A 26,780-nucleotide genomic window follows, 5' to 3' on the forward strand; every position below is an offset into this window, starting at 1 on the left:
GTTAAATCCCCTTACCTTTATCAGCCATTTCTTGCGCTATACCCGTTACAACCGTTAGCTGGTGCTTGCTCTTAGAGCCATATTCTATAGTTGTGGTCACTTGCATCATGTTACATACTACTCCCTGGGTAGGGTTGTACCTACGCGGGCAGTTGAGTTCCATTACTCCCTTATTTAAATTGGTCATGGCACTTTGCATACCATCATGAGTAGCTATCGTTTTCCATTGCTCAGGGATCTCGTTCTTAGTCAAGAAAAACTGACTAGCGCTACCTTTATTAGCCTCTTGCGCTATCACCCGTTGAACCTCGCCGACTAGCATGTTTTCTGCCACCTCCCGCTCTTGTGCTGCATTGGTAACTTTAATGTCAATAGTACTGCTACTCATTAATGTAACGGCAATACCGGTTACTGCTATTACCATAATTAGAGCAGTAATAAGCACTACTCCCTTTTGCTTATGCTGTGTAGGTGTGTGTGTTACATACGCCATAAATTTGCCCCTACATTATTTAAACGAATAGTGGTAGTAAATACAGTACGCCTATAGTTATCAGTAACTTCAAGCTTACGCGCGTTTTCATCTTCACCGAGTGTATATATTTGCTTTTTGCTATTTATGCTTGGATCGGGTTGCAATGTTCTTACTAATAAAAATAGCTGCACGGTTAAAATACCTTGTTGATTGCCCCACTCAGCTGCAGTCATTTTGTTTATGCTGCGATACGAATCGACCTTGCCATTACCATTAGTATCGAGACCAAAAATAAAACGCATATTTTCAACCCCTTCCATGATTGTTTCCGTGGTCATACCGTTGCCAGTTAGGCGTTTTCGCATCAATGCGGGCACTGTTAGTTTTTTATTATTTACGGTATAAGTTTGTTCGCTAATATAATAAACATGGTGGCTGTAAGGCCACACAGTGGCATTGACATTAAGTGTGTTGGCATCAACCTGATCTTTGACAAAACGAGCAAGTTCTTGTTCGGCCACAAAATAATAATCATTATTAGCTGTTTCGTTAACCGCGTTAGTTACATCTAATTGGTGCCCTTGCACAAACTTAATTTGTAAAATATCAGTGCCCGATACAGGGTTATTAACACAATTAAGTTCACTTGAACTGGTCGCTGTTTTTGCATAAAGGGTTTTAAAGTTACTACTGCTGGTTAAATCAGGAAAACTGCCATTGTTGAGACCTTCAAAGCAATCACCTGTTGAACTTGTTAATGATGAGGTGTTTATTGCAGTAAATGAATTGCCATAAAATGTGCCCCAAAAGCCTACTTGTTCTATATCGCGTTGCATAATATTAATCGCTAAACGCCCTGACTCTTGCAGTTCACCTATTGCCATGGTGCTTTTGGTGGTTGTTTTCATACCAATATAAGTAAACATGACGCCACCTAAAATTAGTCCGCCGATGAACAAAGAGATCATCATTTCAATGAGTGTAAAACCTGCTTGCCTCATTTTAGCTCCTAACATAAACATAGCTGGTAAGTACTACTACACGGCGTTTTCTATCAGCTGTTCCGCAATCAATATTTGCTGTATTTTCATTTGCAGTGAATTCTTGACGACCCTGCCAAGAAACAATGACCTCAATATTAAACGCTTTACCGCCAGAGCCTGCTACCGCTTCGGGATTAATACACACGGTGGCACCATCAAGTGATCCCGTATTTTCGCGGGCACGAATAGCACGTTTCCACTGCTCTATATCTAAACTCGCAATTTGTGCATTACTGCATGAACTTGTATAACAGGTTGTAGAGGAATTAATACTTGTCTCGCTGGTAAACTCAAGGTCGTATAATGTAGCTAGTTGCGATGTATCGTTAGCCCGAATACGTTGGATAATATCATTACCAAGCGCAACAGCAGCAGCACGTTGCATTGAATCAAAGCTTGCCTGCTTTGCTTTTGCTTGCAGGGCTACAGCCCCCAATAAACCAAAGCTTAATATAATAAACGCAATCAGGACTTCAATAAGGGTAAAACCTTTTTGCAATTTAAACGTGCTCAAAGACATAGTAAAACCAAATAATAATTATCTGATACTAAGTGTATGCAATAAAAAAATAGATTCAACTAAGACCACGACCAACGGTTAATTATCTTGATAAGCGGTTAATAGGTTGGTGTGCTAAAGTACGCTTTTTACGCTTTTGAGCGCTCGGCGACTAACGGCTAAAAAAGGTGTACACCCTTTGAGTTCAATAACATGTTGATGGTTTTTAAGTGTATGGAGTGCCAAAATTTTATTTTTATTCACTAAGGTATTTCGATGAATTCGCAATAAGTGACGAGGATATTGCATTTCAAGTTGCTTTAAACTGTCTTCAATTAGAGCCTCTCCACCATCGAACACGACTTTGGTGTACTTTTCCTGTGCATAAAAATAAAAAATATTTTCTATTTTTATACTTCTTACGGTGCCTGCTAATTGATAGGTTATTTTTTCTGTTTGTTGTTGCAGGTGTACTCTGTTTAAACGTCCTAGCTGTTGTAATGCATGTTGCAAACTTTTTTCTGATATAGGTTTTACCAAATATCCGGCTGCATTTAACTGCATCGCATCAAGGGCATGCTCAGGATGAGCGGTTATAAAAATAATCGCTGGAGGTACCGCAAGATCATTGAGTTGATTAGCCACTTCGATGCCATTTAAGCCTGGCATGTCAACATCTAAAAACACTAAATCAGGCTGAAACTCTTCTATTTTCATTAAAGCGTCATTGCCATTACCGGCCTCTCCTTGCACATGAATGGATGTATGGTTCTCAGCAAGTAAACGCTTCAAGCGTGCTCTTGCTAAGGGTTCATCATCTACAATCAGGGCATTCATAACGTATTCTCTGCTTGTTTTGGGATAACCACTTTAACCCTAAATTGATTATCTTTGTTGGTTATTGTCAGTTGCGCCCGACCTTTATAATAAATACTTAAACGAGAACGAATATTATCAAGAGCCATACCGTTATGCTCTCTAGTATTTTCAGTTTCAGTGGGTACAGGATTAGTTACAATTAAGGTTAAATAATGTGTTGTCACATGCAGTTCAATACTTATAGTAGCACCACTTTGGCTTGGCTCAATGCCATGACATACTGCGTTCTCTACCAAAGGTTGTAATGTTAGATATGGAATATATAGCGCAGGGAGATGTTCTGGTAATAACCACTCAACCTTTAAGCGCTCTGCAAATCGCCATGATTCAAGCGCAATATACTGTTTAGTTAATGTTATTTCATCACTGAGCAATACACTTTGACCTGAACGCATTGCAGCTTGAGACAGCGCTGCCAGTGCTAAAATTGCATGCTCTGCAGCCTCAACGTCATGATGCATTAATTCTGCCGCCGTATTCAAACTATTATATAAAAAGTGGGGTCGGATCCGTGCCTGCAAAGCATCAAGTTCTGCACGAGAAAGTGCTTTGGTTTGCTGCTCTTTTTCAAAATGAATAAGCAAAAATTGTACAAACAGTAAGGTAAGCAAAAATACAATAATGCAATTACGCAGCACAAATAACGTCAGTTGTTTTTCGTTTTCAATATCAAAAGCAATATGAGAAAACACCAAACTAAATACAGCAGTACTGAGACTATATGAAGCAATAAAAAAACTGATCTGAATAAACTGAGTCTGTTTTGCAAGAAATCGACGGCAAAGATATAAAAAAGAGGTACTGACCAGCACAGTTACATGAAGAAACAAACTGATCCCCCCCAAATGCAGCCATATATCACCGCCAGCATTAGGAGCAAAAGCTAATATAATAGCCACAACTTGTGTCACTACGAGGGATGCAAGCACACCACGCTCATTAAAAAGGGCCGAAAAAAGTAACGCATCTGGTGACAGTTGCTTACCCATTCCAACCCTCCTTTTATGATTTATCTCTAAATTAACGCAGCTCTACTGGTACAGCAAAAACAATGTTTTCTTCTTCACCAGGGTTTTCTGTTACTTGGTTACCACCGAGCTCTTTTAAGCGGGTAATCACTTGCTGAACTAGCACTTCAGGTGCTGACGCGCCTGCGGTAACCCCCACACTATTGATACCATCAAACCATGGCGCTTCAACATTGCTGGCATCATCAATTAAGTACGCACGCGTGCCCATTTTATCAGCTAGTTCTCGTAAACGATTGGAGTTAGAGCTGTTTTTTGCCCCCACAACTAATAGCACATCAACTTTATCTGCTAAATCACGTACAGCATCTTGGCGGTTTTGTGTGGCATAACAAATATCATCTTTGCGCGGGCCATCAATTGCGGGGAATTTTTCGCGCAACGCATCAATTACATCTGCAGTGTCATCAACCGAAAGCGTGGTTTGGCTACAATAAAATAGGTTATTAGCATTTTTAACGTTAAGTTTGGCAACATCTTCTGCGGTCTCTACAAGGTAAATACCACCGTCGTTATTGTCATACTGGCCCATAGTCCCCTCTACTTCTGGGTGACCATGGTGACCAATTAAAATACATTCAATACCTTTACGGCTTGCGCGCGTTACTTCCATATGCACTTTAGTCACTAATGGGCATGTTGCGTCAAATACTTTTAAATCACGACGCTTCGCTTCAGAACGAACTGCTTGCGATACTCCATGGGCGCTAAAAATAACAATGCTGTCATCAGGTACTTGGTCTAGCTCTTCAACAAATACGGCACCACGATTTTTTAAACCATCTACTACATAGCGGTTATGAACGACCTCGTGGCGTACGTAAATTGGCTTTTCAAAAATATCTAAAGCGCGCTCAACAATACTAATTGCGCGGTCTACCCCTGCACAAAAGCCTCGTGGATTAGCTAATAAAATATCCATTAGCCCTGCACCTCAATAATGTCTACTTCAAACGTTAAACGTTGCCCTGCTAACGGATGATTAAAATCGATAGTAACTGACTCGCCTTGCACTTCACGAACCAGTCCTGGCAGCTCAGTACCATCTGGCTGAGTAAAGGCAATAATAGCGCCGACTTTAGCGGGTGTTTCTGCACCAAATTTACTGCGTTCTACATAGTAAATATTATCTGGATTAGGTTGGCCAAAGGCGTCTTCTGGCTCAAGCTCAAACGTTTTGCTTTCGCCTGCACTTAAACCTAGTAAGCACTTTTCAAAATTAGCCGTTAAGCTGCCATCACCCATAGTGAGCTTAGCCGGCTTGTTATGCACCTTGGTTGAGTCTGCGGCAGAGCCATCTTCTAGTTTAATAGAAAAGTGAAAAATAACCTCTGAGTTTTCACCAATTACAGCTTGGCTCATGCTTTATGCTCCTTCGGACTTTCGCCTGTAAAGGCGTCAAATAGTAATAATGCAGCACCAATACAAATAGCGCAGTCTGCAATATTAAATACGGGAAAATGTGAGTCTTCGTAAAATACATGTAAAAAATCAATAACGTAACCATAGGCAATGCGGTCGTACAAGTTACCAATAGCACCGGCTAAAACTAACGAGTAAGCACCACATAATACTTTATTAGACGCTGGAAGACGTTTTAACCACCACACCAACAAACAACTAATCGCGATTGCTATTGCACTTAAAAACCAACGCTGCCAGCCGCCTGCTTCGCTTAAAAAGCTATAGGCTGCACCGTAGTTATGCACATAAGTAATGCTAAAAACAGGCAGCAAATTAATTGACTCGCCATAGGCCATGGTGTTAACAACCAGTGTTTTACTGGCAAAGTCTATTACAAGCAGTAATAGACTTAACCAAAGCCACACTAAACCACTTTTTTGGGCTAGTTTGCTCACTAAAAACAACTCCTAAGCGAATTGACGTTTCTCACCTTCACCGTCAACATTACTTACACAGCGACCACAAATTTCAGGATGAGCTGGCTCAACACCTACATCTTCACTGTAATGCCAACAACGCTCACACTTTTTAGCATCCGTTGCTGATACGCTAATGTATAAACCATCAATTTCAGTAGTTTGTGAATCTGCAGGTTGACTATCTACCTCGGTAACGTTAACCGCAGAGGTTAACAACACAAAACGTAGCTCATCGCCTAACGCCGCAAGTTTTGCTGCAAGCTCTTTGCTGGCAAACAGGTTTACGGTTGCTTGTAATGTTGCGCCAATCACTTCTTCTTTACGTGCAGCTTCTAACAGACGGTTCACTTCGTCACGCACATTTAAAATAGCTTGCCAGTCTTCATTACTAAACTTGGTCGTTGTTGGTGCTTGTAATCCCTCATACCATGTTGAAGTAAATACATAATCACTGCGCTCACCAGGAAGTGCTTCCCAAATTTCTTGAGCAGTAAAGCTCATGATTGGCGCCATCCAACGCGTCATTGCTTCAGCAATATGATAAAGCGCTGTTTGACAAGAACGACGTGCATGGCTGTCGCTTTTTGCCGTGTACTGACGGTCTTTTATAACGTCTAAGTAGAACGAACCAAGCTCACCGGTACAGAAGTTCATTAGCTTTTGCGTTACTAATAGCATTTGGTAGCTATCGTAAGCCGCTAAAATTTCTTCTTGTAATTGGGCTGCACGGCCAACAATCCACTTATCAAGCTCAACCATATCATCAACAGCAACTTGATCCGTTTTTGGATCAAAACCACTTAGGTTAGCAAGTAAGTAACGGCTGGTGTTACGAATACGACGGTAACGATCTGCCGAACGTTTGAATATTTCATCGGATACGGTCATTTCTGCCGTGTAATCAGTTGATGCTACCCATAAACGTAAAATATCAGCGCCCAATTTATTCATCACATTTTGTGGCGAAATAACATTGCCTAATGACTTAGACATTTTGCGGCCGTTTTCATCAACCGTAAAGCCATGCGTAAGCACTTGCTTGTATGGTGCATGACCATTAATTGCCACTGAAGTCATCATTGATGACATAAACCAACCACGGTGTTGATCAGAACCTTCAAGGTATAAATCTGCAGGACCAACTAAATCTTCACGCGCATCAACAACACAGGCATGAGTCACACCTGAGTCAAACCACACATCTAGCGTGTCTTGTACTTTCATGTACTGTTTAGCGTCTTCTTCACCTAGCAAAGTAGCAGGCTCTAGGTCATACCATGCTTGAATACCTGATTTTTCCACAAGTACTGCAGCTTGTTCAATCAGCTCTTGAGTATTTGGGTGTAATGCACCCGTGTCTTTATCAACAAACAATGCAATAGGTACACCCCACGTACGTTGACGCGAAATACACCAATCAGGGCGGCCTTCAACCATGTTGGCAATACGGCTTTCGCCCCATTCAGGTAACCATTGAGTATTTTTAATTTCAGCCAGTGAATCTTTGCGTAAGTTAGCCTGATCCATGCTAACAAACCATTGTGGTGTGGCACGGAAGATAATAGGCGTTTTATGGCGCCAACAATGTGGGTAGCTATGAGTTAATGCATGATGATGCATTAAGGCATTATTTTCTTTTAATACCTCAATTACACTCGCATTGGCTTTAAACACATGCTGACCGGCAAATAATTCAGTGTCAGGTAAGTACACTCCGTTTGCGCCAACTGGGTTAGCTACTTCAAGATTATACTCAAGGCCTGCCACGAAATCTTCTTGACCATGACCAGGTGCAGTATGTACAACACCCGTACCAGAATCTGTGGTTACGTGTTCAGCTACAATAACCGGTACGTTAAAGTCGTAAAATGGGTGTGCAACGTTTAAGTTTTCAAGTGCTGCACCTTTAACATAGCCAAGGATATGGAAGTGGTTAAAGCCAAAACGATCCATCGTATCTTTAACAAGCTCAGAACCTAAAATCAGACGCTGCTGAGCACCTTCATCGTCTACTTGTACTAGCGCGTATTCTAAATCAGCATGCACAGCAACCGCACGGTTAGCTGGCAAAGTCCACGGTGTCGTAGTCCAAATAACAGTCCCTACACTGCCAGTGCCTTGATGGCCATCAGCTAAGTTAAACGCATTTACTACTGCATCTTGATCAGCAAAAGTAAAACGTACATCGATAGCTGGCGATTGTTTATCTTGGTATTCAACTTCTGCTTCTGCTAATGCAGAGCCACAATCTGTACACCAATGCACAGGTTTTGCGCCTTTATGTAGATGGCCATTTTTTATAATGCGACCTAATACACGAATTGCATTGGCTTCAAAGTCAAAGTTCATGGTTAAGTAAGGCTTATCCCAATCACCAAAAACGCCTAAACGTTTAAAGTCTACTTTTTGGCCTTCTACTTGCTTTTTAGCATAGGCACGACATTTTTCGCGAAATTCTGCAGCAGTTACCTTAACACCGGGTTTACCGACTTTTTTCTCAACCATTAACTCGATTGGTAAACCATGACAGTCCCAACCCGGTACGTATGGCGCATCGAAGTCTGATAAGGTTTTAGACTTAACAATAATATCTTTTAATATTTTATTTACTGAATGGCCTAAATGGATATCGCCGTTTGCATACGGAGGGCCGTCATGCAAAATGAAAGTTTTTTTACCTTTCTTTGCGCTGCGAATTTGACCATACAGGTCGTCTTCATACCATGCTTTAAGCATTTTTGGTTCACGTTGTGCCAAATTGCCACGCATTGGAAACATTGTTTCCGGTAAATTCAAAGTATGTTTGTAGTCGCTCATTAATCCTACTTTCCGTCTCTATCGGCTACCTAATTTAAACCAAAACACTGCTTAGCGGCGGCAACATCGGTTGCTATTTGTGCCGTCAGTTGTGTTAATGTCTCGAATTTTTTCTCGTTGCGGAGTTTTTCAATCAACTCCACATGCATAAATTGTCCATAAATATCTTGTGCAAAATCAAAAAGGTGTACTTCTAATAAGGCACGAGTTCCATTAAATGTGGGTTTGTTTCCAATGTTAGCTACCCCAAAAACGTGTTTTCCTGCGATCATTACTTGAACCGCAAATACGCCATTAACCGGACAAACTTGACGCTTTAGCGCAATATTTGCCGTTCTAAAACCTAGTTCCCGGCCTTTTTTCCAGCCGTGAATAACTCGCCCAGATATCGCATAATTATGCCCAAGCATGACTTTTGCACTAACCAAGTCACCCTCAGCAAGCGCTTCTCGTATTAAGGTACTGCTTACTCTAGCATTTAATTGCCTAAAGCTGGCAGTGCTTTTAACACTCATTCCCGCTTGAGTACCCATATTAGCCAATAGGCTAAAATTTCCTTGGCGCTGTTTACCAAATCTAAAATCATCGCCAACCGTTAATGCTTTAACGCCCAGCTTTTTAATTAAAATATCGCTCACAAACTGCTCCGCATGCATATTTGCAAACGCTTGATTAAAGCTAATACAAATAACGCGCTCAATCCCCAAGTTACTCAATAGACGAAGTTTATCACGCAGTCGAGTAAGCCTAGCCGGGGCATTGTTTTTTGCAAAAAACTCTTGTGGCTGAGGCTCAAATAACATTACAGTGCTGGGTAAATTATTTTCTTTGGCATCCGCTAACAGCCCTTTTAATACGGCAGCATGACCCAAATGAACACCATCAAAATTACCAATGGTTAGCACACAACCAAAATGTTGTGGGCGTATATTGTGTATACCTCTAATTAACTCCATGCCACCTAATGCCTTTTTCAGCGAGCGATAAAATGCGACCTTGGGTCGCAGAGTGTCCGATTATAATCTTTTTTTTAATTTGATTCAGTAATTGCTACACTTTTTATCGTATTTAGTCTAACGCCCATCAAAAACAACATAAAAAAGTAACTAACAACCGCAATAATTAATAACACAACCAACAACATAACTTGTTCACTAAAGTGCCAACTAGGCCAATCATAGTGTCTACTGGTAAACCACACCAGTGCGCCCATCGTCACACTCGCCAGCAAACACTTCAAAGTGAAGTAGCCACTCATGCTGGAGAACTGGTAAACATTCTCTTTTTTAAGCTGTCGGTACAGTAAGTAGGCATTACAACTAGCCGACATAGAGGTTGCCAGTGCTAAGCCTAAATAGCCAATAAAGGGGGCCAGCATAATATTAAACACCATGTTAAGCACCAAAGTAACAATGCCAATGCGCACCGGTGTTTTCGTATCTTGGCGAGAATAAAACCCAGGCGCCAACACTTTAATTAACATAAAGCTGACTAATCCCACCGAGTAGGCAACCACCCCTAAGCTCACTGCCTTAACGTGATCAATGCCAGCCCCTTTAAATGCGCCGTGATCAAACAGCACAGTAATAATCAACGGGCTAATAATCATCAACCCTATCATGGCCGGGAGCCCTAAAAAAATCACAAATCGCACTCCCCAATCTAGGGTATGTTGAAAGTCGCTACTTTTTTTACTGCTGTGTAATTTTGATAGCGCAGGTAAAATAACCGTCGCAATACCAATACCAAATAAACCAAGTGGGAATTCAATCAGTCTATCTGAGTAATACAGCCAAGCGATAGAGCCTGTCATCAATAATGAAGCTATTACCGTATCGAGTAATAAGTTAATTTGACTAATTGATACACCAAATAACGCTGGGAGCATTAATTTACGCACTTTTTTAACATTTTCGTCTTGCCACGCCCAACGCGGGCGCGCCAACATTTTTGCTTTGTATAAAAACGGCAGTTGAAATAATAGCTGTACCACGCCCCCTAAAAATACGCCTATTGCTAATGCATATGCACCAACAGAAAATTGGTCATGCAATAAAATGGCACAACCAATAATAGAAACATTAAGTAATACAGGAGTAAATGCGGCAACTGCAAAACGGTTGTACACATTCATTACTGCGCCACTAAGCGCCACTAAGCTTACAAAAAATAAATAAGGAAAGGTCAGCTTTAATAGTGAACTGGCAAGCTCAAACTTTTCTGCGTCAGGGCCACCTTGCCACCAATCAATAAACCAACCAGTACCAAATAAAGCGGCGATAACGGGGGATGCCACAACACCAAAAAGCGTAACGAGTAGTAAAATTGTGCCGAGTGTACCTGCCGCCTGTGCAACAAATATTCTGACTTTATCATCGCCTTGTTGTTCTTTGATTTCACTTAATACAGGTACAAACGCCTGTGCAAAAGCCCCTTCAGCAAATAAACGGCGTAAAAAATTAGGAATACGGTTTGCAAATAAAAACACATCGGCAGCAGCCCCTGCCCCCAACAAGTTAGCAACAACAGCATCACGCACTAGCCCTAAAATACGCGAGATCATTGTCATTGCACTTACAATCATCCCGGAACGAAACAAACCTTTTGACACTATAAATCCATATTAAAAATCAGCAATTAAGTTAATTATGCCATAGTCTTTTTTATAAATCGCTTTAAAGCACTAGGCTGGAACCCCTTGCTTTGTTACAATAGCGCCATTAACTGCTAAAGCGGCAAATTGATGTTCGTTATAAGGAGCAGTTTTTCTTGGATTGTTAAAATTAAATTGACATTCATGATAAAAACAGGCATATTCCACGGCCTTTAATTTAAGCTTTATTTAAGATTGTTAGGAGCAAACCTTGGCTAACATCAAGTCTGCAAAAAAACGCGCTATCACAAGCGAAAAAAATCGTCAGCACAACGCAAGCCGTCGTTCAATGATGCGTACTTACTTCAAAAAAGTAATCGTAGCTATTGAAGCTGGCGATAAAGAAGCTGCACAGCAAGCTTTTTCTGTTGCTACACCTATCCTAGACCGTTACGCAACTAAGGGTCTAATCCACAAAAACAAAGCTGCTCGTCATAAGAGCCGTTTAGCTGCTAAAATCAAAGCGCTATAATTGTTTTTGCAAGATTAAAAAAACCGGCTTTTGCCGGTTTTTTTTTGCCCAAAATAAATACGCTTTTTAAACGTTATCGAGCTCTGGATAAAACTTTTTCAGCATCGCCGCAATTTTCTTCGGAGAAAATGGCTTAACCACAAATCCTTTTGCTCCTCTATCTATTGCATCCTTCACATTTTCAACGCCTGAATGCGCCGACACCATCACCACGTTTGTCTTTGGTGATAACTCATTTATCTGCGCAATAAGCTCTTTACCATCGCCGTCAGGTAGCTCTATATCTAAAAATATAATGTTAAAGTTTGCTGCACGGCATTCACTTATGCACTGCGCGGCCGTAGACGCTTCTTTTACATTCTCTATCCCTAAATGCATCAATGTTTGACTTAGAAAGCTGCGCACCGTGCTAACATCATCAACTATTAAAATAGATAGCTGCGTATTCATATATAATCCTTATAGGCTAAAAGCCGTGTCTGCGAAATTGGTGATTTGCTTAAAATACAGATATTTACTTTATTATAGAGAGCTAAGCCAAAAAGACCAGATTTGCTTTATGTCGAAAACCACAAAATAGAGTCGTCGCAAAAAAATAAAGCGGCCTATGTTAAACCAATACCTAGTAACAAGCCTGCAAACCTTGGCTCACAATTAAACCCGCGCGCAGTAAGTGTAAAACGTGGCGCCAAACTAACCGCATTTTTTATTTTCACGATATTATTACTTATATTTGTTTTAGCGCCAAAGCCGAGTTTACTCACCTATAAAAATCAGCCATGGTTAGCAAAAGTGTGTATTGGCCAGGGCTATTTGCCAATAAACCAAAGCTACTGGATTCAACGCTGCACCCTAGACTAGATAAGCATCGCAGAACACTATACCTCTGTGTAGATCTTCAGCAACCACAAAGCTGCCAAAAATATCATGTTATTGTTGAAGAGGGATTATTTTCGGTATTAATAACCTACTTTTAGCATTAAAAAAACTAATCTGAAAATTTAAAATTACTTGGTTGAAAGCTGTGCAAAAGATCAACATAATGGCGCTCCTTTTTTCAACAACTGAACTATTGAAACGACCATGCTAAACGAGCTAGATTGGCTTTTAAATACATTACTACTTGCACTAGGTTTAGGTGCATTTTTTATCAACCAGCTGACACTACTTCGCGTTGCTGCGATTAGTGCGTGTGGTTTGTTATTCCTATCATTTAGCTTAGATCTTATGTCGTCGAGTATTATTTCAAATATGAGTTTAGTGTTGATCAACACATTTTACTTGTTCAAAGTTTATACGTTTGGGCAATTTAGCGTATCTCAGCATTAATTACTTCCCCTTAGAATATTTTATAGCCCAGTTTTTCTGGGCTTTTTTATATCTCACTGTTAAAAATCTTGGGTCTGGGTTTGAACTAAGTTAAAATTTATCTCGTATTAGCCTAATTTGAGATAAGCCCATGCCATTGTCAGATTTCGATTTATTCTTATCCTCTATGGAAGATGTTACCCCCATAACGCATGACACTGTGACCTTACCACCTAAAAACCATAAAGCGGTCATCGCCCAGCAAGAAAAAAATAAAGCAGCACAATCAGATTTAGTCTCTGAACAGTTCAATCCGTTGGATGAACCACTTGAATTACTCGATCCACTTGCCATATTAAGCTTTAAAAAAGAGGGCGTACAAAGCGCGGTTTTTAAAAATGTAAGATTAGCGAAATATCAGCTTGATGCGACGCTTGATTTACATGGGCAACTTTTAAAAAATGCACACGCATCATTATTAGCCTTTGTTCAAGACTGCCATCAGCGAAATATAAGAATGGTACTCGTTCGCCATGGCATAGGTATTAAAAATAAAACCAAGCCAGGGATATTAAAAAGTTACGTAAATCAGTGGTTACAAACAATTCCATGCGTTTTAGCGTTTCATACTGCACTTAGGCAGCATGGAGGAAGTGGTGCGACGTATGTTTTATTGAAGAAAAGTGATGATAAAAAGCATCAAAACAGAGAAATACACAGCAAGCGTAGCTAAATCTTGCTGTGAAAATAAGGGTCAGATCAGCAGCGCTGCCGCATTGGCTTGATTAAACCAGGCAGATATTCCTAATATAATGATAGATACAACCACGATGCTAATTTTTGCGCCCCCTTGATTGGGTTTCATAATTCATCCTATTTTTTATTATTGTTAGAACTGTTTTTAACAATAATAAAAATTACAAATGTTAACAAGCTGTTTCTGTTAAAAATTAAACAAATTTTAATCCTTGAAGGCCAACAACTGCCAATTAATAACCTTGCTGCTTATCAATGCAATTTATTAATGGCTGTTTCGCTTTTAAACGCAAAATGTTTTCTGCTATTTGTTCAATAACACTATCAAGATCTGACAACGCAGCACAGTGCGGTGTTAAAGTAATACTTGGATGCAACCAATAAGGGTGTTCGCTTGGCAGTGGTTCACTGGCAAACACATCAAGCGTTGCTGCGCGTATACGTGTATTGTTAAGTGCATCAAGTAAATCAGCTTCTACTATATGCCCACCTCTGGCCACATTAATCACCACAGCATGTTCAGGCAGTTGCTCAAGTAACTGTTTATTAATAATGCCTTGGGTACTGCTGGTAAGCGGTAATAAACATACTAAATAATCGGTTTGCGCAAGCATCTGTGTTAAGCCGTCATCACCATGATAGAGTGTTGCAATGTTTGATGTTTTAGGGCTTCGGCTCCAAGCATTTACGTTAAAACCGTTATTAACCAGCCTATGTGCACATGCTTGACCTAGTTCGCCAAACCCTAAAATGCTTACTTGATTATATTTATGCGCTCTTTTAGGTTTCCATATACTTTGCTGTTGCTTTATTGCATATTCTTTTAATCGCAATTTTTGTGCTAATACATGGGTAAGTACGTATTCAGCCATATCGTTGGCTAACTGTTTATCAACAATACGCACGACCTCTACATCCGCAGGTAATAAACTTAAATCAATGCTATCAACGCCAGCGCCAAACGATGACACAGCCTTTAAATTTGGTAACGTGAGCCACAGTGATGCAGGCGCATTCCACGCTAAAACGAACTCTACATTCTCTAAATTTTGGCAATCATCAAGTTCTTCAATTCGAATACTAGGCAATCGTGATTTCATTTTTGCTATTAATTTTGTGTTGTCTCGACCTGTTATAGCCACCAAAACTGACATGATGATTCCTTAAAAAGTAACCCTGAATAATAGTACTGGTATGGTTCAATTCAATAGTATGTAAACGGTTTTAAAAAGTCACACAACTGACCGCTTATTGTCATATCTGCACTCTAAGCTAAACATATTGGCTTTAGCCTAGTATAAAAAAGAGGTGCGTATGATCAGTGTAGATAAAGTAATTGCGACTAACTTACCACAGTTAACTAACTCATTTAAAATAAAAAAACTGGTAAAAAAGAGCCTTAGCTACTTATTACATGAACAAGAGTTTACAAACTTTGCAACAACTTATCCCCATCTTCAAGGAATAGAATTTGTCGAGCAAGTACTTGATGAACTTGATTTTGACACTCGATACAAAGCAAAACAAATAGAAAATATTCCCAGTGAAGGGAAAATTGTCATTATTGCTAATCATCCAATTGGATCCTTAGATGCGCTTGCATTAATTAATGTGTTATCGACGGTGCGTGCTGATTTAAAAGTCGTGGCTAACCGAATGCTAATGACCGTTGATGCAATGCATTCATTATTACTGCCCGTCGATAATTTGTCGGGGCAAAGTAAAAAACAAGAGTTGAGTAATATCCACCAGCATTTAAAAAATGAAGGAGCATTACTTATTTTCCCTGCGGGTGAAGTTTCTCGACTTCGACCAACAGGGATCAAAGACTGTAAATGGAACAGCGGGTTTTTACGTATCGCTAAAAAAGCTAATAGCCCAATTTTACCCATACATATAAAAGCCAGAAACAGCCCGCTTTTTTACGGTGCCTCTATGCTATATAAACCGCTTGCCAGTTTATTGTTAGTAAAAGAAATGTTTAAACAGCGCCAAAAATCGCTCGAATTTGAAATAGGCGCCTCCATTGCTCCTGAATCTTATTTAATACCCGATTTAAAAGACAAGGAAGTGGTCGAGCTTATACGAAAACAGCTGTACCGTTTAACCACAAAAAAAACACTGCCACTAAAAACTCATGCCCCTATTGCCTCACCAGAGTGTAAAAAAGAATTAAAAAAAGCCATCGAAAGCTGCGAACATTTAGGTAAAACCAGTGATGGCATGGTTATTTATTTATACCAATACCAAGGCAGCTCACCGTTATTTCGTGAACTTGGCCGCTTACGGGAAATTGCCTTTCGTGCAGTAGGTGAAGGCAGTGGCAATCGCCGTGATATAGACAAATACGACATGCATTATCAACACTTAGTCTTATGGGATGCACAATCACTCGAACTAGTTGGCGCTTACAGATTAGCCTGCGCGCAGGATGTGATTGAACAGCACTCTCAACGTGGGCTTTATACCGATAGCTTATTTAATTATACCCAAGAGATGACGCCATACTTCAAGCAAGGCATAGAATTAGGCCGTAGTTTTGTACAACCCAAATACTGGGGCAGAAAAAGCCTCGACTATTTATGGTATGGCATTGGTGCTTTTATTAATCGCTATCCTCAGTATCGTTACTTATTTGGTGCAGTGAGTGTGTCAAATGCACTGCCAGAGCAAGCAAAATCCTTACTGGTACATTATTATCAGCACTATTATGGCTCTGAAAAGTCACTCGCAACGCCTAACAATGCTTTTCGTCATACCCGTGAGCAGCAGATTCAATGCACTAATTTGTTTATGGGTAACAACATTAAAGAAGACTTTGTAGAACTTAAACACATACTGGCTAATATGGGCACCCATGTACCCACACTATTTAAACAATACACCGAGCTATGTGAGCCAAATGGGGTAACGTTTTTAAGTTTTAGTATTGATCCGCAATTTAATAATTGTATTGATGGATTGGTATTGGTCGACCTTGAGAAAGTAAAACCGAGTAAAGCAAAACGCTATTTGGGAGCACAAAACACCGCCTCAATAAACTAAGCTTTGCCGTTAAAATATTAACTTAAGCGCCTAAGCTTGGGCGCTTAAACTTAAATACTTAAACTTAGGCAATTTAATATTTATCTAATCTCCTCATTATTAGATTGGCTAAATATATGTACTAATAGTTGGGTGTATATTTTCTCTATTTGTAACAAGTCGCTAATGGGCACATGTTCATTAACTTGATGAATGGTCTGGTTTAAAACCCCGCACTCTATCACTTGCGTGTTTTTACTTGCAAAAAACCGCCCATCTGAAGTCCCGCCACTGGTACTAAGTACCGGATAGCTTCCAGTCACGTTAAATATTGCCTGCTCTAGCTGGGCGAGTAAGCAGCGCTCTGCCCTATGGCTTGTATAATAAGGCTCACATGGACGCTCCCATTGCACCGTTAAATATTCGTTTAAATCATTCAGTGCAGTAAGTACCCGCTGTTTCACATCTGTACTTTTATACCCATGGCTGTAGCGAATATTAAACGTAATATCACATTGAGCAGGCACTAAATTATCAAGCACGTTATCAATATTAATACCGGTAACTTGCAAGCTTGTTTTTGAGCTTGGCTCATCTAAAAGCCAATCAATTTGGGTTAATCTATTCACTACTTCAGCGCTGATATGCGCAGCATTGATGGTATTTTCAGGATAGGCCACGTGTCCTGCTTTTCCTTGAATGGTTAAACGCGCTGACACCGCGCCACGTCGGCCATTTTTTATGGTGTCGCCCACTTGCAAATGACTTGTTGGCTCACCAACAATACAGCCATCAAGTACAACACCTTGTTGTGCTAGGCGTTTCGCAATCAACACTGAGCCATACTCTGCCTCACCTTCTTCATCAGAGGTGATCAACCAATACAAGGTGCCCTGCTTTTGCTGCGTACTATGTATTAGCGACTGCGTTGCACTGAGCATGGCTGCAATCCCCCCTTTCATATCGGCGGCACCACGCCCATAAATCGCATCATTAATTATTTTTCCATCAAACGGATCAGCTAACCAGCCACCTTGCGCAGCAGGGACCACATCAATATGACCAGAAAATGCCACCACAGGGCCTGCTCCAAAAGATATTTTAGCAATTAAATTAGTGACATTATGGGTACTAAACTGCTCAATGCTAAAACCTAAATCAGTTAGCTGATGTGCCAGCCACTCGATACCACCTGCTGAATTAGGCGTAATTGACTTAAATCGGATCAGCGTTTGTAAGTGACTGAGTGTTTTTAACTGTGGAATAGTTAAGTACGGCGCGGGTACTTTTTTGTTGATAGCTTTTGTCATAAAAAACACACCTCGTTTTAGCAGTGTATTTATTACAACGACTTTTTATGACCGCATTATGAAAATACAGGCTAACGTGTGCCCTCTTCTATTAATGTTTCTCGTGTCACCTGCACAATGTGTTTATCTTCTTTGGTTAATCTGGTTTTTTTCCATGCGCCACGCATAAACCAAGCGAACGCTATCAGTGCGATGGTTATGTTCGTAATCGCAAACGAATACCATATTCCCTGATCGCCAAGCAAAGTGTGATTAGAAAGAATATAAGCGGCAGGAAACTGCACCACGCATTGTGATAATAACGCGATAATCATGGCATTAAGCATATTCCCAGAGGCACGAAAAGCAGCAACAATACAAAGCTGAACACCAATTCCCCCCCAGCTTAAACACATCACTTGAACAAACTGCGCGCCTTTATTTATTACACTGCTATCTTCGGGAATAAAAAATGCCACCAGCGTATCTGCATACAAATAAGCAATGCCCCCAACAAAAGAAAGGCCTATTAATCCCCACATACTGGCAAGCTTCGTTATTTGCTCAGCCCGTTTAATATTTCCGGCACCCATATTTTGCCCCACCAAAGTTGATACCGCCATTGATAAACCCATGGCAGGGATCATCACCATTTGCAAAATATTAGAACCCACGCCATAAGCCGCAATAGTAACGGTTCCAAAGCTTGCCACTAAAAATGACATGATGATCAAGCCAAAAGCACGTGTTGATAATTCAATAGAGCCTGGCGCTCCTAAGAAAAAAGCCCGTTTCATATATTGCCAATCGGGATAGAAGCTTTTTAGCTGTAATTGAATACCATGGCGACCGCGTAAAAATATAATAATACCCGCCAGTGCCGCTAAACTTTGTGTAACCAAAGTCGCCAGCGCAGCGCCCATAACGCCAAGCCCTTCAAAGCGGCCATAACCAAAAATAAATAGCGGATCGAGAATAAAATTAAGTAACACGGTGGTGCTAACTATGATTAAAGGTACTTTAGTTTGCCCAATGCCCCGCATTAGCGATTGGAACATGGCGTAAATAAACACAAAAATAACGCCAATAAAGGACACATGCATAAACTTAAGCGCATCACTGTAAACCGCCTGCTCAACGCCTAGCAGTTTTAAAAAGTATGGGGAAAGTACATAACCTAGAAGCCCTAACACTAAGGCGGTAAATGCAACCATTAACACCGTTTGCGCTGCAACATGGTTCACTTTATCTTGCTGACCTGCGCCCATGTATTGCGCCGATAATATAGCACCGGCCATTGCAAGCCCAGAGCCTATAGCAATGACTAAAAAAGTGATCGGGGTACTAATAGACACTGCAGCGACTTGGGTTGCTCCTAATCGCCCAACCCAAAATGCATCCGTAAGCTGATAAGCCGACTGCAATATATTAATGAGGATAATAGGAATACCTAATTTCAACAGCGCTTTAGCAATGGAGCCTTGAAGAAATAGTTGACCAGAGGGAGTCATGAGGTCGCTTACTTTTATTAAACCGTGAACATAGCCTTAGTTTAACAAAACTAGCTGATTATATTATGAATACTTCTTTTGCAGCTTGTATTTAAGTGATCAGTCAATAATTTTTAAGCACTAATTAAGTAAAAGTTTAATCTAAATCAATAAATAGAGGCTCTTTACTCATCCGCTTTTGAAACTTTGATCTAGAACAGGTTTTTATTTTTAACCTCGAGCAATAATAGCCTCAATCAACAAATAGTCACACAGTAGTTCACGGAGAACAACATGAAAACTAAACTAAGCATTGCAATACTTACTTCTTTACTGGCTCTTTCTCCTGCAGCACACGCAAACTTTAGTGTTAATGTTGGTGCAATTAATGTTAATCCAGATAACGATGGTTCAAAAATTAACGAAGCACCCACTCTAGGCTTAAAAGGCGACTCAGATACTCAGTTAGGTATTACTGTAGATTACGCATTTAACGACCAATGGGTATTAGAGCTTATTGCAGCAACGCCGTTTTCTCATGATGTAGAAGGTACTGGTGGTTTAGCTGGTAATAAAATTGCTGATATTAAACATTTACCACCATCACTGGTTGCACAATACCACTTTTTAGATAGCAGCTATGCACTTCGTCCGTTTGTAGGTGTGGGAATTAACTATACGACGTTCTTTGACGAACAGCCTTCTGCAGCACTTAAAGCAACGTTAGAAACTAACGATGTAGAAGTAAAACTAGATGATTCATTTGGTTTTGTTGCTCAAGTAGGTGCTAACTACAAGATTGATGAAAAATGGGGCCTACACGCTATGGTATCTATCATGGATATTGATACTGATGCGACTGTTTATGCTAATGGTGCAAAAGCATTAACTTCAACCGTGTCACTTGACCCTGTTGTTGCTATGTTTGGTCTTAAATACTCGTTCTAATAACGTTTATGTGTGTTAAAAAGGCCGTTAGGCCTTTTTTTTTGCCTGTGTTTAGCGAGGTAAGTTATTTACTTTTTTTTGCTCAAGCATTTCTTTCCAGTGAATTATTTCAGCCGGTAAAATGGGGGCAACCCCGTCAAAGCCTGCAACCTCGAGCATATGCTCAACGCTTACCACCCCTTTTTTACTTTTAAACACGCCGCGCACATAAGCAATGGCATGTAAGCCCCGCTCAGAATGAAACTTTTGTTCAATGTAAAAGTATTTATGATCCCAGCCAACCAAACGCGTACTAATAGTAAAACGTTGCATTGGCTTAATATCGCGGATGTAGGTAATAGCTGTCGCATTAACAATAGGAAACCAACGACGTTTCATTATTTGCTTAAGCAAACCAACCCGTTCAGTCATCCAGGTACGCGACAAGTCCATCATCGCTAAATAGCGTGAATTGGTTAAATGCAAATTAATATCGCAGTCACTTGGTAATGCTTTGTAGTCTATATCAACCGTATCTAACAACGATTGATAATCACGATTACGTTTAATTTTAAAAAATAACAGCAGCAGTCTAAAATATAAGTTCACAGTAGAGGTCTTACCAGTTGAGTTTTTATCAGTGTATCATAGCGATTGACTCCTTTAGTTGTTTTTAAACCAAGGAATCAATCATTAAATGAGGATATTTGGGTATCTATCTTTAAACTTTAACCGTTTTGCGGTTAATTCCGTAATCACGCAATTTATTAGCCACTGCAGTATGGCTTAGTCCCAAGCGTTTAGCTAACTGACGAGAGCTAGGATAGGCAGGATAAAGCTTACGCAGTAAGGTGGCTTCAAAACGCTTAACTGCTTGATCAAGCGAGCCCTCAAAATCAGACTCTAAATAGCCTAAATCATGGGTAAACGTGGGTAACTGTAAATGTTCAACGCGCAGTTCACTGTCTTCTAACAACGATACCGCACGGTAAATCGCGTTTTCTAATTGGCGTACATTGCCAGGCCATGGGTAATCTTGTAAAAACGTTAAACATTCTTCAGATAACTCGGGGACTGTATGGCCATTTTGCTGCGCATATTTTTGAATAAAGTGTTCAGCAAGTGGCCCAACATCCGCTTTACGATCTCTAAGCGGCGCAATTTCCAGTGTTAATACATTAATTCGGTAGTATAAATCTTCTCTAAATACGCCCTCTTGCACCATTGCTGGTAAATCTTTTTGCGTGGCAGCAATAATACGCACGTTCACTTTAACTTCGTTTTCGTCGCCAACTTTTCTAAATGTACCGTCTTGTAAAAAACGTAGCAATTTAGTTTGTAGCTGCGTCGACATTTCACCTACTTCATCTAAAAATACCGTTCCACCATCCGCTTGTTCGAGTACACCACGTTTAGGCGCTGCGTTTTCTTCATACCCGGCATAACCGAATAGTTCGGACTCAGCAACATCATCTGGTAACGAGGCGCACGATAAAGCAATAAATGGTTTTACTGAGCGGTTAGATGCATAGTGACAAGCTCGCGCTAGTAACTCTTTACCCGTCCCTGTTTCACCCGTAATAAGAATGGGGGCTTCAAGTTGCGCCATTTTTCGCGCTTCGCGAACAACACGGCGCATCGCCGTGCTAAAGTTATGAATAGTCGCAAAGCTTTCTTGGCCATAACGCCTAAAAGCACTCACTTGCTGGCCTAAACGGCTTTGCGATTTTATATTAATTACCGCGCCCGCTAACACATCGCCTTCGCTGCCTTGAGGGACCGCAATAGGCAGAATATCAGCAATAAAATCTTCACCAGCTACTTCAACACGCGTGGTTTGCCCCAGTACCTCTTTGCCTTCTAACCAACGGGTAAAGTTAAAGCCTTTGAGCAAATTATTAATATTAGCACCGGTGACTTCTTTTTCTGTTAATTGTAAATCTTTGCAGGCTGCGTCGTTACACAGGCGTACCCACCCTTTAGCATCAATAGATATAACGCCATCAGGAAGTGCTCTTAATAAAGTGTTAAGTTCGTTGTGCTCACGTTCAGACGGTAAAAACGCGGTTGTTCGTACATCATGTACACCATCGATTAAGCGAATAGACGGCATAATTTTTTGAAATTGTTCAAATTCAATCTCAGGAAAACTCACATACATACGACAATTTACTGAGTCGACTTCAATCCCCTTTAAGTCAACATTGTAGCTAACTAAAATATTAAGAATCTCTTGAGCAATACCAACTCGGTCTGCACAGTGAATATCTAAACGCATACACCCTCAGGTAAGGAAAAACTAGTTGGCGTGAATAATACGCTAACTCTGTTTACGAGCATAGTTTATTGTAAAGAAATTTGGACGAAAAAATGTTTTTTACTAACTAGAGGGCTTTTTCAAGCACTTAACGCATTCAAGCTTGGCTGTTCACTAAAAGTTGGGGTTATTGCAACTCAATTTCGTCAAGCTGGCATTGTATAAATTATATGCTGCAATGAGCGAATCATTACTGTCCATACGCCAATATTCGCTCATGTTTAATCTAAGTGGTGATTATTAAATTAAAGTAGTAAAGGTTAACTATTATTGAAAAATTAGTAGCTGTAACTACCCGTAAAAGAAAGCTTTTATTTATTTTTCAAGCGGTATTCAAACAGTATTAAAGATAACGTTGGTATGACAATATTACCTATGATGTTAAAGATATTTTTTGATAAGTTTAGGTGTTTACTACAGCAAATAGGGGTTCACACACTGGTATTTAACAATTACATAACCGATGTATGATAGCGCGCTCAACGCTTCCCCTAGCACAAAGGTCTATGTATACTTAGGCGCAATTGTAACTAGGATAAGGGTGTGACGCTTACCTAAACGTATAGCTGCGTTTAGCAAACCATTACCTTAGCTGCATAAAAAACACTGATGATCGAGCATTTTTTATACTTTTTATAAGTAAAAATTTAGCTAAATAAAAAACCACAAGGTCATCAAAACAATAATGAATTAGGAAGTAAATATGAGTTCAAATTCTGACAGTGGCTGGTTTGGTCACCCTAAAGGACTTTCAACCCTGTTTTTCACAGAAATGTGGGAACGAATGAGTTACTACGGTATGCGAGCGATGCTCGTATTATTTATGACAGCAAGTTTACAACAAGAAGGCCTAGGATTTACCGTTGCTTCTGCTGCTGCAATTTATGGCTTATACACAGGTTCAGTATACTTTTTAGGTTTACCTGGTGGTTGGTTAGCAGATAGATTATTTGGTGGTCAAAAAGCAGTATGGTATGGCGGTATTATTATCATGTGTGGCCATATTATTTTAGCCGTGCCACATGAATATTCATTTTTTATTGGTTTGATCTTTGTTGCAACTGGTACTGGTTTACTTAAACCTAATATCAGTGCCATGGTTGGTCAGCTTTATACTGACGAAGATGAGCGCCGTGATGGTGGTTTCGCTATTTACTACATGGGTATTAACTTAGGTTCTTTAATTGGTTACTACGTGTGTGGTTACTTTATGGAAAACGTAGGTTGGCACTGGGCATTTGGTGCCGCGGCTGTCGGTATGGGGATTGGTTTAATTCAATACAAGCGTACACTTAAAAACTTACCAGATCACAGCGCCTTACCTGCTAACCCATTAAGTCCTAAAGGTACTTCGCGCGCATGGGGTGGAATTGCTGCATTTGTTATCGCGACCGCCGGTGTTACCGCTGCTGCGATGACAGGTGCTATTGTCATTAACCCATCGATTGTTGCAGGGTACACCGCAGTTATATTTACTGTTATCTTTTTCGTTTACTTTGGCCTTATATACTTCAAAGGCAAACTAACCGATGCTGAAAAACAAAGAATGTGGGCGCTATTTTTAGTCTGTGTCGCTTCAGCCTGTTTTTGGTCTGGCTTTGAACAAGCCGGTTCTTCATTAAATCTGTTTGCTCGTGACTACACAGACCGTCTGGTTGGCACATTTGAAATTCCAACGACTTGGTTCCAATCTCTAAATTCATTGTTCATTATTGCGCTATCGCCATTCTTTGCCGCTTTTTGGATTAATTTATCTAAAAAAATGGTCTCGCCTACTTACAGCGTAAAATGTGCGTTGGGCCTCGTTATTATGGCTTCAGGCTTTTTAGTAATGTTTATGGCAGCACACTATGCCGCTGAAGGCTTAAAAGTAGCACCTTATTGGCTTGTTACTACGTATTTCTTACACACAGTGGGTGAGCTTTGTTTAAGCCCAGTTGCATTGAGTGCTGTAAGTAAGTTATCGCCTCGCCGCTTTACTGGTCAAATGATGGGTGTATTTGTACTTACTTACTCTATTGGTAACGTTATTTCAGGATTACTTGCTGGTAACTTTGATCCTAACAATGTTGAAGAAATCCCGAACCTTTACCTACAAATTGCCTTATTTAGTATCGGTGTAGGTATCATCTTAGTACTGATGAGTTTTAAAGCTAAAATATGGGAAAAACAAGGTTTAGAACAAACCGCACCAACACAATAATTTAGATTTATCACACGCATAATTATGAGCTTTGATAAATGATATCAAATACCTCCTGTAGTTAACTGCAGGGGGTATTTTTATGGCCGCTATTAAACACACAATTTTTACATTCAGCCGTTTATTATTTATACCTCATCACTGTGCATAAACGAGTTTATAGCAGCAAAGCATCAATACTCTTTGTTTTTATATATATCGCAGCTAACCAAACTCATTAAAAGTGTAAATAATAAAATACAAAAACCGCACTTTTTTTAGCGAAAAAAAACTAAAAACACATATAAATAAATTAAATTAAACTATTAACAATCAATAACTTAATAATAAAGTCTGCACTTCTATCTCGCTTCCTAATTTTTACTTTCACCTGCTCGTATGTAAATAAACAACATACTTTGATAACCGTCTCGTAAAATTTACACACGCGCTATTTACTAAATAACAACACCCTCTTCCCCAAAACACCAATCTGGTTAATCATGAAGGCAATACGATAACTAATAATCGCAGTGCTTAATTGCGGGAGTAATGACAATGAGCGAAGTAAATAATCCGTTAGGCCTAATGGGCATTGAATTCACTGAATATGCAACACCGGATGCAGATTACATGGACAAAGTGTTTACTGATTTTGGCTTTTCTAAGCTAAAAAAATTCAAGGGTAAAGACATTGTTTATTACAACCAAAACGATATTCATTTTTTACTAAATAATGAGCGTGAAGGTTTTTCTGCTGAATTTGCTAAAAGCCACGGCCCAGCAATCTGTTCAATGGGTTGGCGTGTAGAGAATGCGCAAAAAGCATTCGAGGTTGCTGTTGAACGTGGTGCAAAACCTGCGACAGACTCAACACATAAAAATTTACCATACCCTGCTATTTACGGTATCGGCGACAGCTTAATCTACTTCATCGAACAATTTGGCGACAAAGGCTCTATCTACGCAAACGACTTTGAAGATTTAGCTGAGCAAAACGTCGTTAATGATAAAGGGTTCTTACGTATCGACCATTTAACCAATAACGTATATAAAGGCACGATGGAAACATGGGCTAACTTCTATAAAGACGTATTTGGTTTTACCGAAGTGCGCTACTTTGATATTAAAGGTCAAAAAACAGCGTTATTATCTTACGCACTTAAATCTCCGTGCGGTACTTTCTCGATTCCAATCAATGAAGGTAAAGATAACAACAACAACCAAATCGATGAGTACTTAAATGAGTACAATGGTCCGGGTGTACAGCATTTAGCATTCCTAACTAATGACCTAGTAAGCTCACTTGATAAGTTAGATAAATCAACTATCGCCACTTTAGATATTATCCCTGAGTACTACGATACTATTTTTGACCGTGTACCTTGGGTTAAAGAAGACAAAGAGAAGATCCGTGAGCATCAAATCCTTGTAGATAGCCAAAGCGAAAACTGTTATCTACTGCAAATTTTCTCGAAGAACCTATTTGGTCCTATCTTCATTGAGATGATTCAACGTGTTGACGATGGTGGCTTTGGTGAAGGTAACTTCCAAGCGCTGTTCGAATCAATCGAACGTGATCAAGAGCGTCGTGGTGTAATCTAAACCGCCATATTGCGCTTAAAAAGCAGCGTTTAACACGCTGCTTTTTGTCGTTTTAAATTCTGTTTTAAACTAACTGTTTAAATTGCGTTGATTGCCTCCATATAGATAACTAATAAATCAGCGCGAACCAATA

General features: G+C 40.0%; 25 protein-coding genes. 8 read left to right on the top strand and 17 right to left on the bottom strand.

Annotation, left to right across the window (positions count from 1 at the left end):
* Window position 1: 1 nt before the first annotated feature.
* The 11 genes from BG00_RS13920 to murJ form a co-directional block, all read right to left on the bottom strand.
* Entirely contained in the window at window positions 2-493 is a 492-nt protein-coding gene (locus tag BG00_RS13920; RefSeq protein ID WP_036983234.1) for a pilus assembly PilX family protein, read from the bottom strand.
* On the bottom strand, window positions 481-1,476 hold the full coding sequence (locus BG00_RS13925; protein ID WP_036983235.1) for a PilW family protein: 996 nt from the start codon (window positions 1,474-1,476) through the stop codon (window positions 481-483). Before BG00_RS13925 ends, BG00_RS13920 begins: the two co-directional genes overlap by 13 nt.
* Window position 1,477: 1 nt before the next feature.
* Window positions 1,478-2,038, bottom strand: a complete 561-nt coding sequence (pilV, locus tag BG00_RS13930) for a type IV pilus modification protein PilV (protein ID WP_036983238.1) — start codon at window positions 2,036-2,038, stop codon at window positions 1,478-1,480.
* Window positions 2,039-2,152: 114 nt separating this feature from the next.
* Window positions 2,153-2,854, bottom strand: a complete 702-nt coding sequence (locus BG00_RS13935) for a LytR/AlgR family response regulator transcription factor (RefSeq protein WP_036983239.1) — start codon at window positions 2,852-2,854, stop codon at window positions 2,153-2,155.
* On the bottom strand, window positions 2,851-3,885 hold the full coding sequence (locus BG00_RS13940) for a sensor histidine kinase (protein ID WP_036983240.1): 1,035 nt from the start codon (window positions 3,883-3,885) through the stop codon (window positions 2,851-2,853). The genes BG00_RS13935 and BG00_RS13940 overlap by 4 nt, the downstream gene beginning before the upstream one ends.
* Window positions 3,886-3,916: 31 nt before the next feature.
* Complete coding sequence (ispH, locus tag BG00_RS13945) at window positions 3,917-4,846, bottom strand: 4-hydroxy-3-methylbut-2-enyl diphosphate reductase (protein ID WP_036983242.1); 930 nt, start codon at window positions 4,844-4,846, stop codon at window positions 3,917-3,919.
* A complete protein-coding gene (fkpB, locus tag BG00_RS13950; RefSeq protein ID WP_004588360.1) occupies window positions 4,846-5,286 on the bottom strand; it encodes an FKBP-type peptidyl-prolyl cis-trans isomerase in 441 nt (146 codons plus the stop codon). The genes ispH and fkpB overlap by 1 nt, the downstream gene beginning before the upstream one ends.
* The gene (lspA, locus tag BG00_RS13955; RefSeq protein ID WP_036983244.1) at window positions 5,283-5,783 is read right to left on the bottom strand and encodes a signal peptidase II; all 501 of its coding nucleotides are present in this window, start codon (window positions 5,781-5,783) and stop codon (window positions 5,283-5,285) included. The genes fkpB and lspA overlap by 4 nt, the downstream gene beginning before the upstream one ends.
* A gap of 12 nt (window positions 5,784-5,795) precedes the next feature.
* Window positions 5,796-8,624, bottom strand: coding sequence for an isoleucine--tRNA ligase (gene ileS / locus BG00_RS13960; RefSeq protein WP_036983245.1), 2,829 nt, complete (start codon window positions 8,622-8,624; stop codon window positions 5,796-5,798).
* Window positions 8,625-8,653: 29 nt separating this feature from the next.
* Window positions 8,654-9,580: a bifunctional riboflavin kinase/FAD synthetase gene (ribF, locus tag BG00_RS13965; RefSeq protein WP_024602833.1), complete on the bottom strand. Its 927-nt coding sequence runs from the start codon at window positions 9,578-9,580 to the stop codon at window positions 8,654-8,656.
* A 74-nt stretch (window positions 9,581-9,654) separates the two neighbouring features.
* Window positions 9,655-11,193, bottom strand: a complete 1,539-nt coding sequence (gene murJ / locus BG00_RS13970; RefSeq protein WP_036983507.1) for a murein biosynthesis integral membrane protein MurJ — start codon at window positions 11,191-11,193, stop codon at window positions 9,655-9,657.
* A gap of 295 nt (window positions 11,194-11,488) precedes the next feature.
* Between murJ and rpsT the strand changes: the two genes are divergently transcribed.
* Window positions 11,489-11,749, top strand: coding sequence for a 30S ribosomal protein S20 (gene rpsT, locus BG00_RS13975; RefSeq protein ID WP_008114420.1), 261 nt, complete (start codon window positions 11,489-11,491; stop codon window positions 11,747-11,749).
* Window positions 11,750-11,815: 66 nt separating this feature from the next.
* On the opposite strand, the gene BG00_RS13980 is transcribed toward rpsT, so the two are convergent.
* Window positions 11,816-12,199 (bottom strand): response regulator, encoded by a 384-nt coding sequence (locus BG00_RS13980; protein WP_036983246.1) that lies wholly within the window; start codon window positions 12,197-12,199, stop codon window positions 11,816-11,818.
* Between the two features lie 102 nt (window positions 12,200-12,301).
* Here BG00_RS13980 and BG00_RS13985 point away from each other — a divergent pair, with 102 nt between their 5' ends.
* The 3 genes from BG00_RS13985 to smrA all read left to right on the top strand — a co-directional run bounded on the left by BG00_RS13985 (window position 12,302) and on the right by smrA (window position 13,790).
* Window positions 12,302-12,610 carry a hypothetical protein gene (locus BG00_RS13985; protein ID WP_253861398.1) on the top strand — a complete coding sequence of 103 codons (309 nt, stop codon included), beginning with the start codon at window positions 12,302-12,304 and terminating at the stop codon, window positions 12,608-12,610.
* Window positions 12,611-12,832: 222 nt separating this feature from the next.
* Complete coding sequence (locus BG00_RS13990) at window positions 12,833-13,078, top strand: hypothetical protein (RefSeq protein ID WP_013464466.1); 246 nt, start codon at window positions 12,833-12,835, stop codon at window positions 13,076-13,078.
* Window positions 13,079-13,208: 130 nt separating this feature from the next.
* Window positions 13,209-13,790, top strand: a complete 582-nt coding sequence (gene smrA / locus BG00_RS13995) for a DNA endonuclease SmrA (RefSeq protein ID WP_028835393.1) — start codon at window positions 13,209-13,211, stop codon at window positions 13,788-13,790.
* 256 nt (window positions 13,791-14,046) lie between these two features.
* Here smrA and BG00_RS14005 read toward each other — a convergent pair whose 3' ends face one another.
* Window positions 14,047-14,967, bottom strand: a complete 921-nt coding sequence (locus BG00_RS14005) for a 2-hydroxyacid dehydrogenase (RefSeq protein ID WP_036983247.1) — start codon at window positions 14,965-14,967, stop codon at window positions 14,047-14,049.
* A 160-nt stretch (window positions 14,968-15,127) separates the two neighbouring features.
* Here BG00_RS14005 and BG00_RS14010 point away from each other — a divergent pair, with 160 nt between their 5' ends.
* Complete coding sequence (locus BG00_RS14010) at window positions 15,128-16,858, top strand: bifunctional ornithine lipid synthase OlsF (RefSeq protein WP_036983248.1); 1,731 nt, start codon at window positions 15,128-15,130, stop codon at window positions 16,856-16,858.
* 80 nt (window positions 16,859-16,938) lie between these two features.
* Here BG00_RS14010 and dapE read toward each other — a convergent pair whose 3' ends face one another.
* Entirely contained in the window at window positions 16,939-18,147 is a 1,209-nt protein-coding gene (dapE, locus tag BG00_RS14015) for a succinyl-diaminopimelate desuccinylase (RefSeq protein WP_036983249.1), read from the bottom strand.
* Between the two features lie 71 nt (window positions 18,148-18,218).
* Window positions 18,219-19,637, bottom strand: coding sequence for an MATE family efflux transporter (locus BG00_RS14020; RefSeq protein ID WP_036983251.1), 1,419 nt, complete (start codon window positions 19,635-19,637; stop codon window positions 18,219-18,221).
* Window positions 19,638-19,910: 273 nt separating this feature from the next.
* On the opposite strand from BG00_RS14020, the gene BG00_RS14025 reads away from it, so the two are divergent.
* Complete coding sequence (locus BG00_RS14025) at window positions 19,911-20,564, top strand: OmpW/AlkL family protein (protein WP_036983252.1); 654 nt, start codon at window positions 19,911-19,913, stop codon at window positions 20,562-20,564.
* Between the two features lie 51 nt (window positions 20,565-20,615).
* On the opposite strand, the gene BG00_RS14030 is transcribed toward BG00_RS14025, so the two are convergent.
* Both BG00_RS14030 and tyrR read right to left on the bottom strand, forming a co-directional pair.
* Window positions 20,616-21,152, bottom strand: coding sequence for a thioesterase family protein (locus BG00_RS14030; RefSeq protein ID WP_016899430.1), 537 nt, complete (start codon window positions 21,150-21,152; stop codon window positions 20,616-20,618).
* A gap of 112 nt (window positions 21,153-21,264) precedes the next feature.
* Window positions 21,265-22,821, bottom strand: a complete 1,557-nt coding sequence (tyrR, locus tag BG00_RS14035; RefSeq protein ID WP_013464456.1) for a transcriptional regulator TyrR — start codon at window positions 22,819-22,821, stop codon at window positions 21,265-21,267.
* 742 nt (window positions 22,822-23,563) lie between these two features.
* Here tyrR and BG00_RS14040 point away from each other — a divergent pair.
* Together BG00_RS14040 and hppD are read left to right on the top strand one after the other, a co-directional pair.
* A complete protein-coding gene (locus tag BG00_RS14040; RefSeq protein WP_013464455.1) occupies window positions 23,564-25,063 on the top strand; it encodes a peptide MFS transporter in 1,500 nt (499 codons plus the stop codon).
* Window positions 25,064-25,600: 537 nt separating this feature from the next.
* Window positions 25,601-26,647, top strand: coding sequence for a 4-hydroxyphenylpyruvate dioxygenase (hppD, locus tag BG00_RS14045; RefSeq protein ID WP_036983253.1), 1,047 nt, complete (start codon window positions 25,601-25,603; stop codon window positions 26,645-26,647).
* Window positions 26,648-26,780 lie beyond the last annotated feature (133 nt).

It is taken from the genome of Pseudoalteromonas sp. SCSIO_11900, from assembly GCF_000576475.1.
Lineage (GTDB): Bacteria > Pseudomonadota > Gammaproteobacteria > Enterobacterales > Alteromonadaceae > Pseudoalteromonas > Pseudoalteromonas tetraodonis.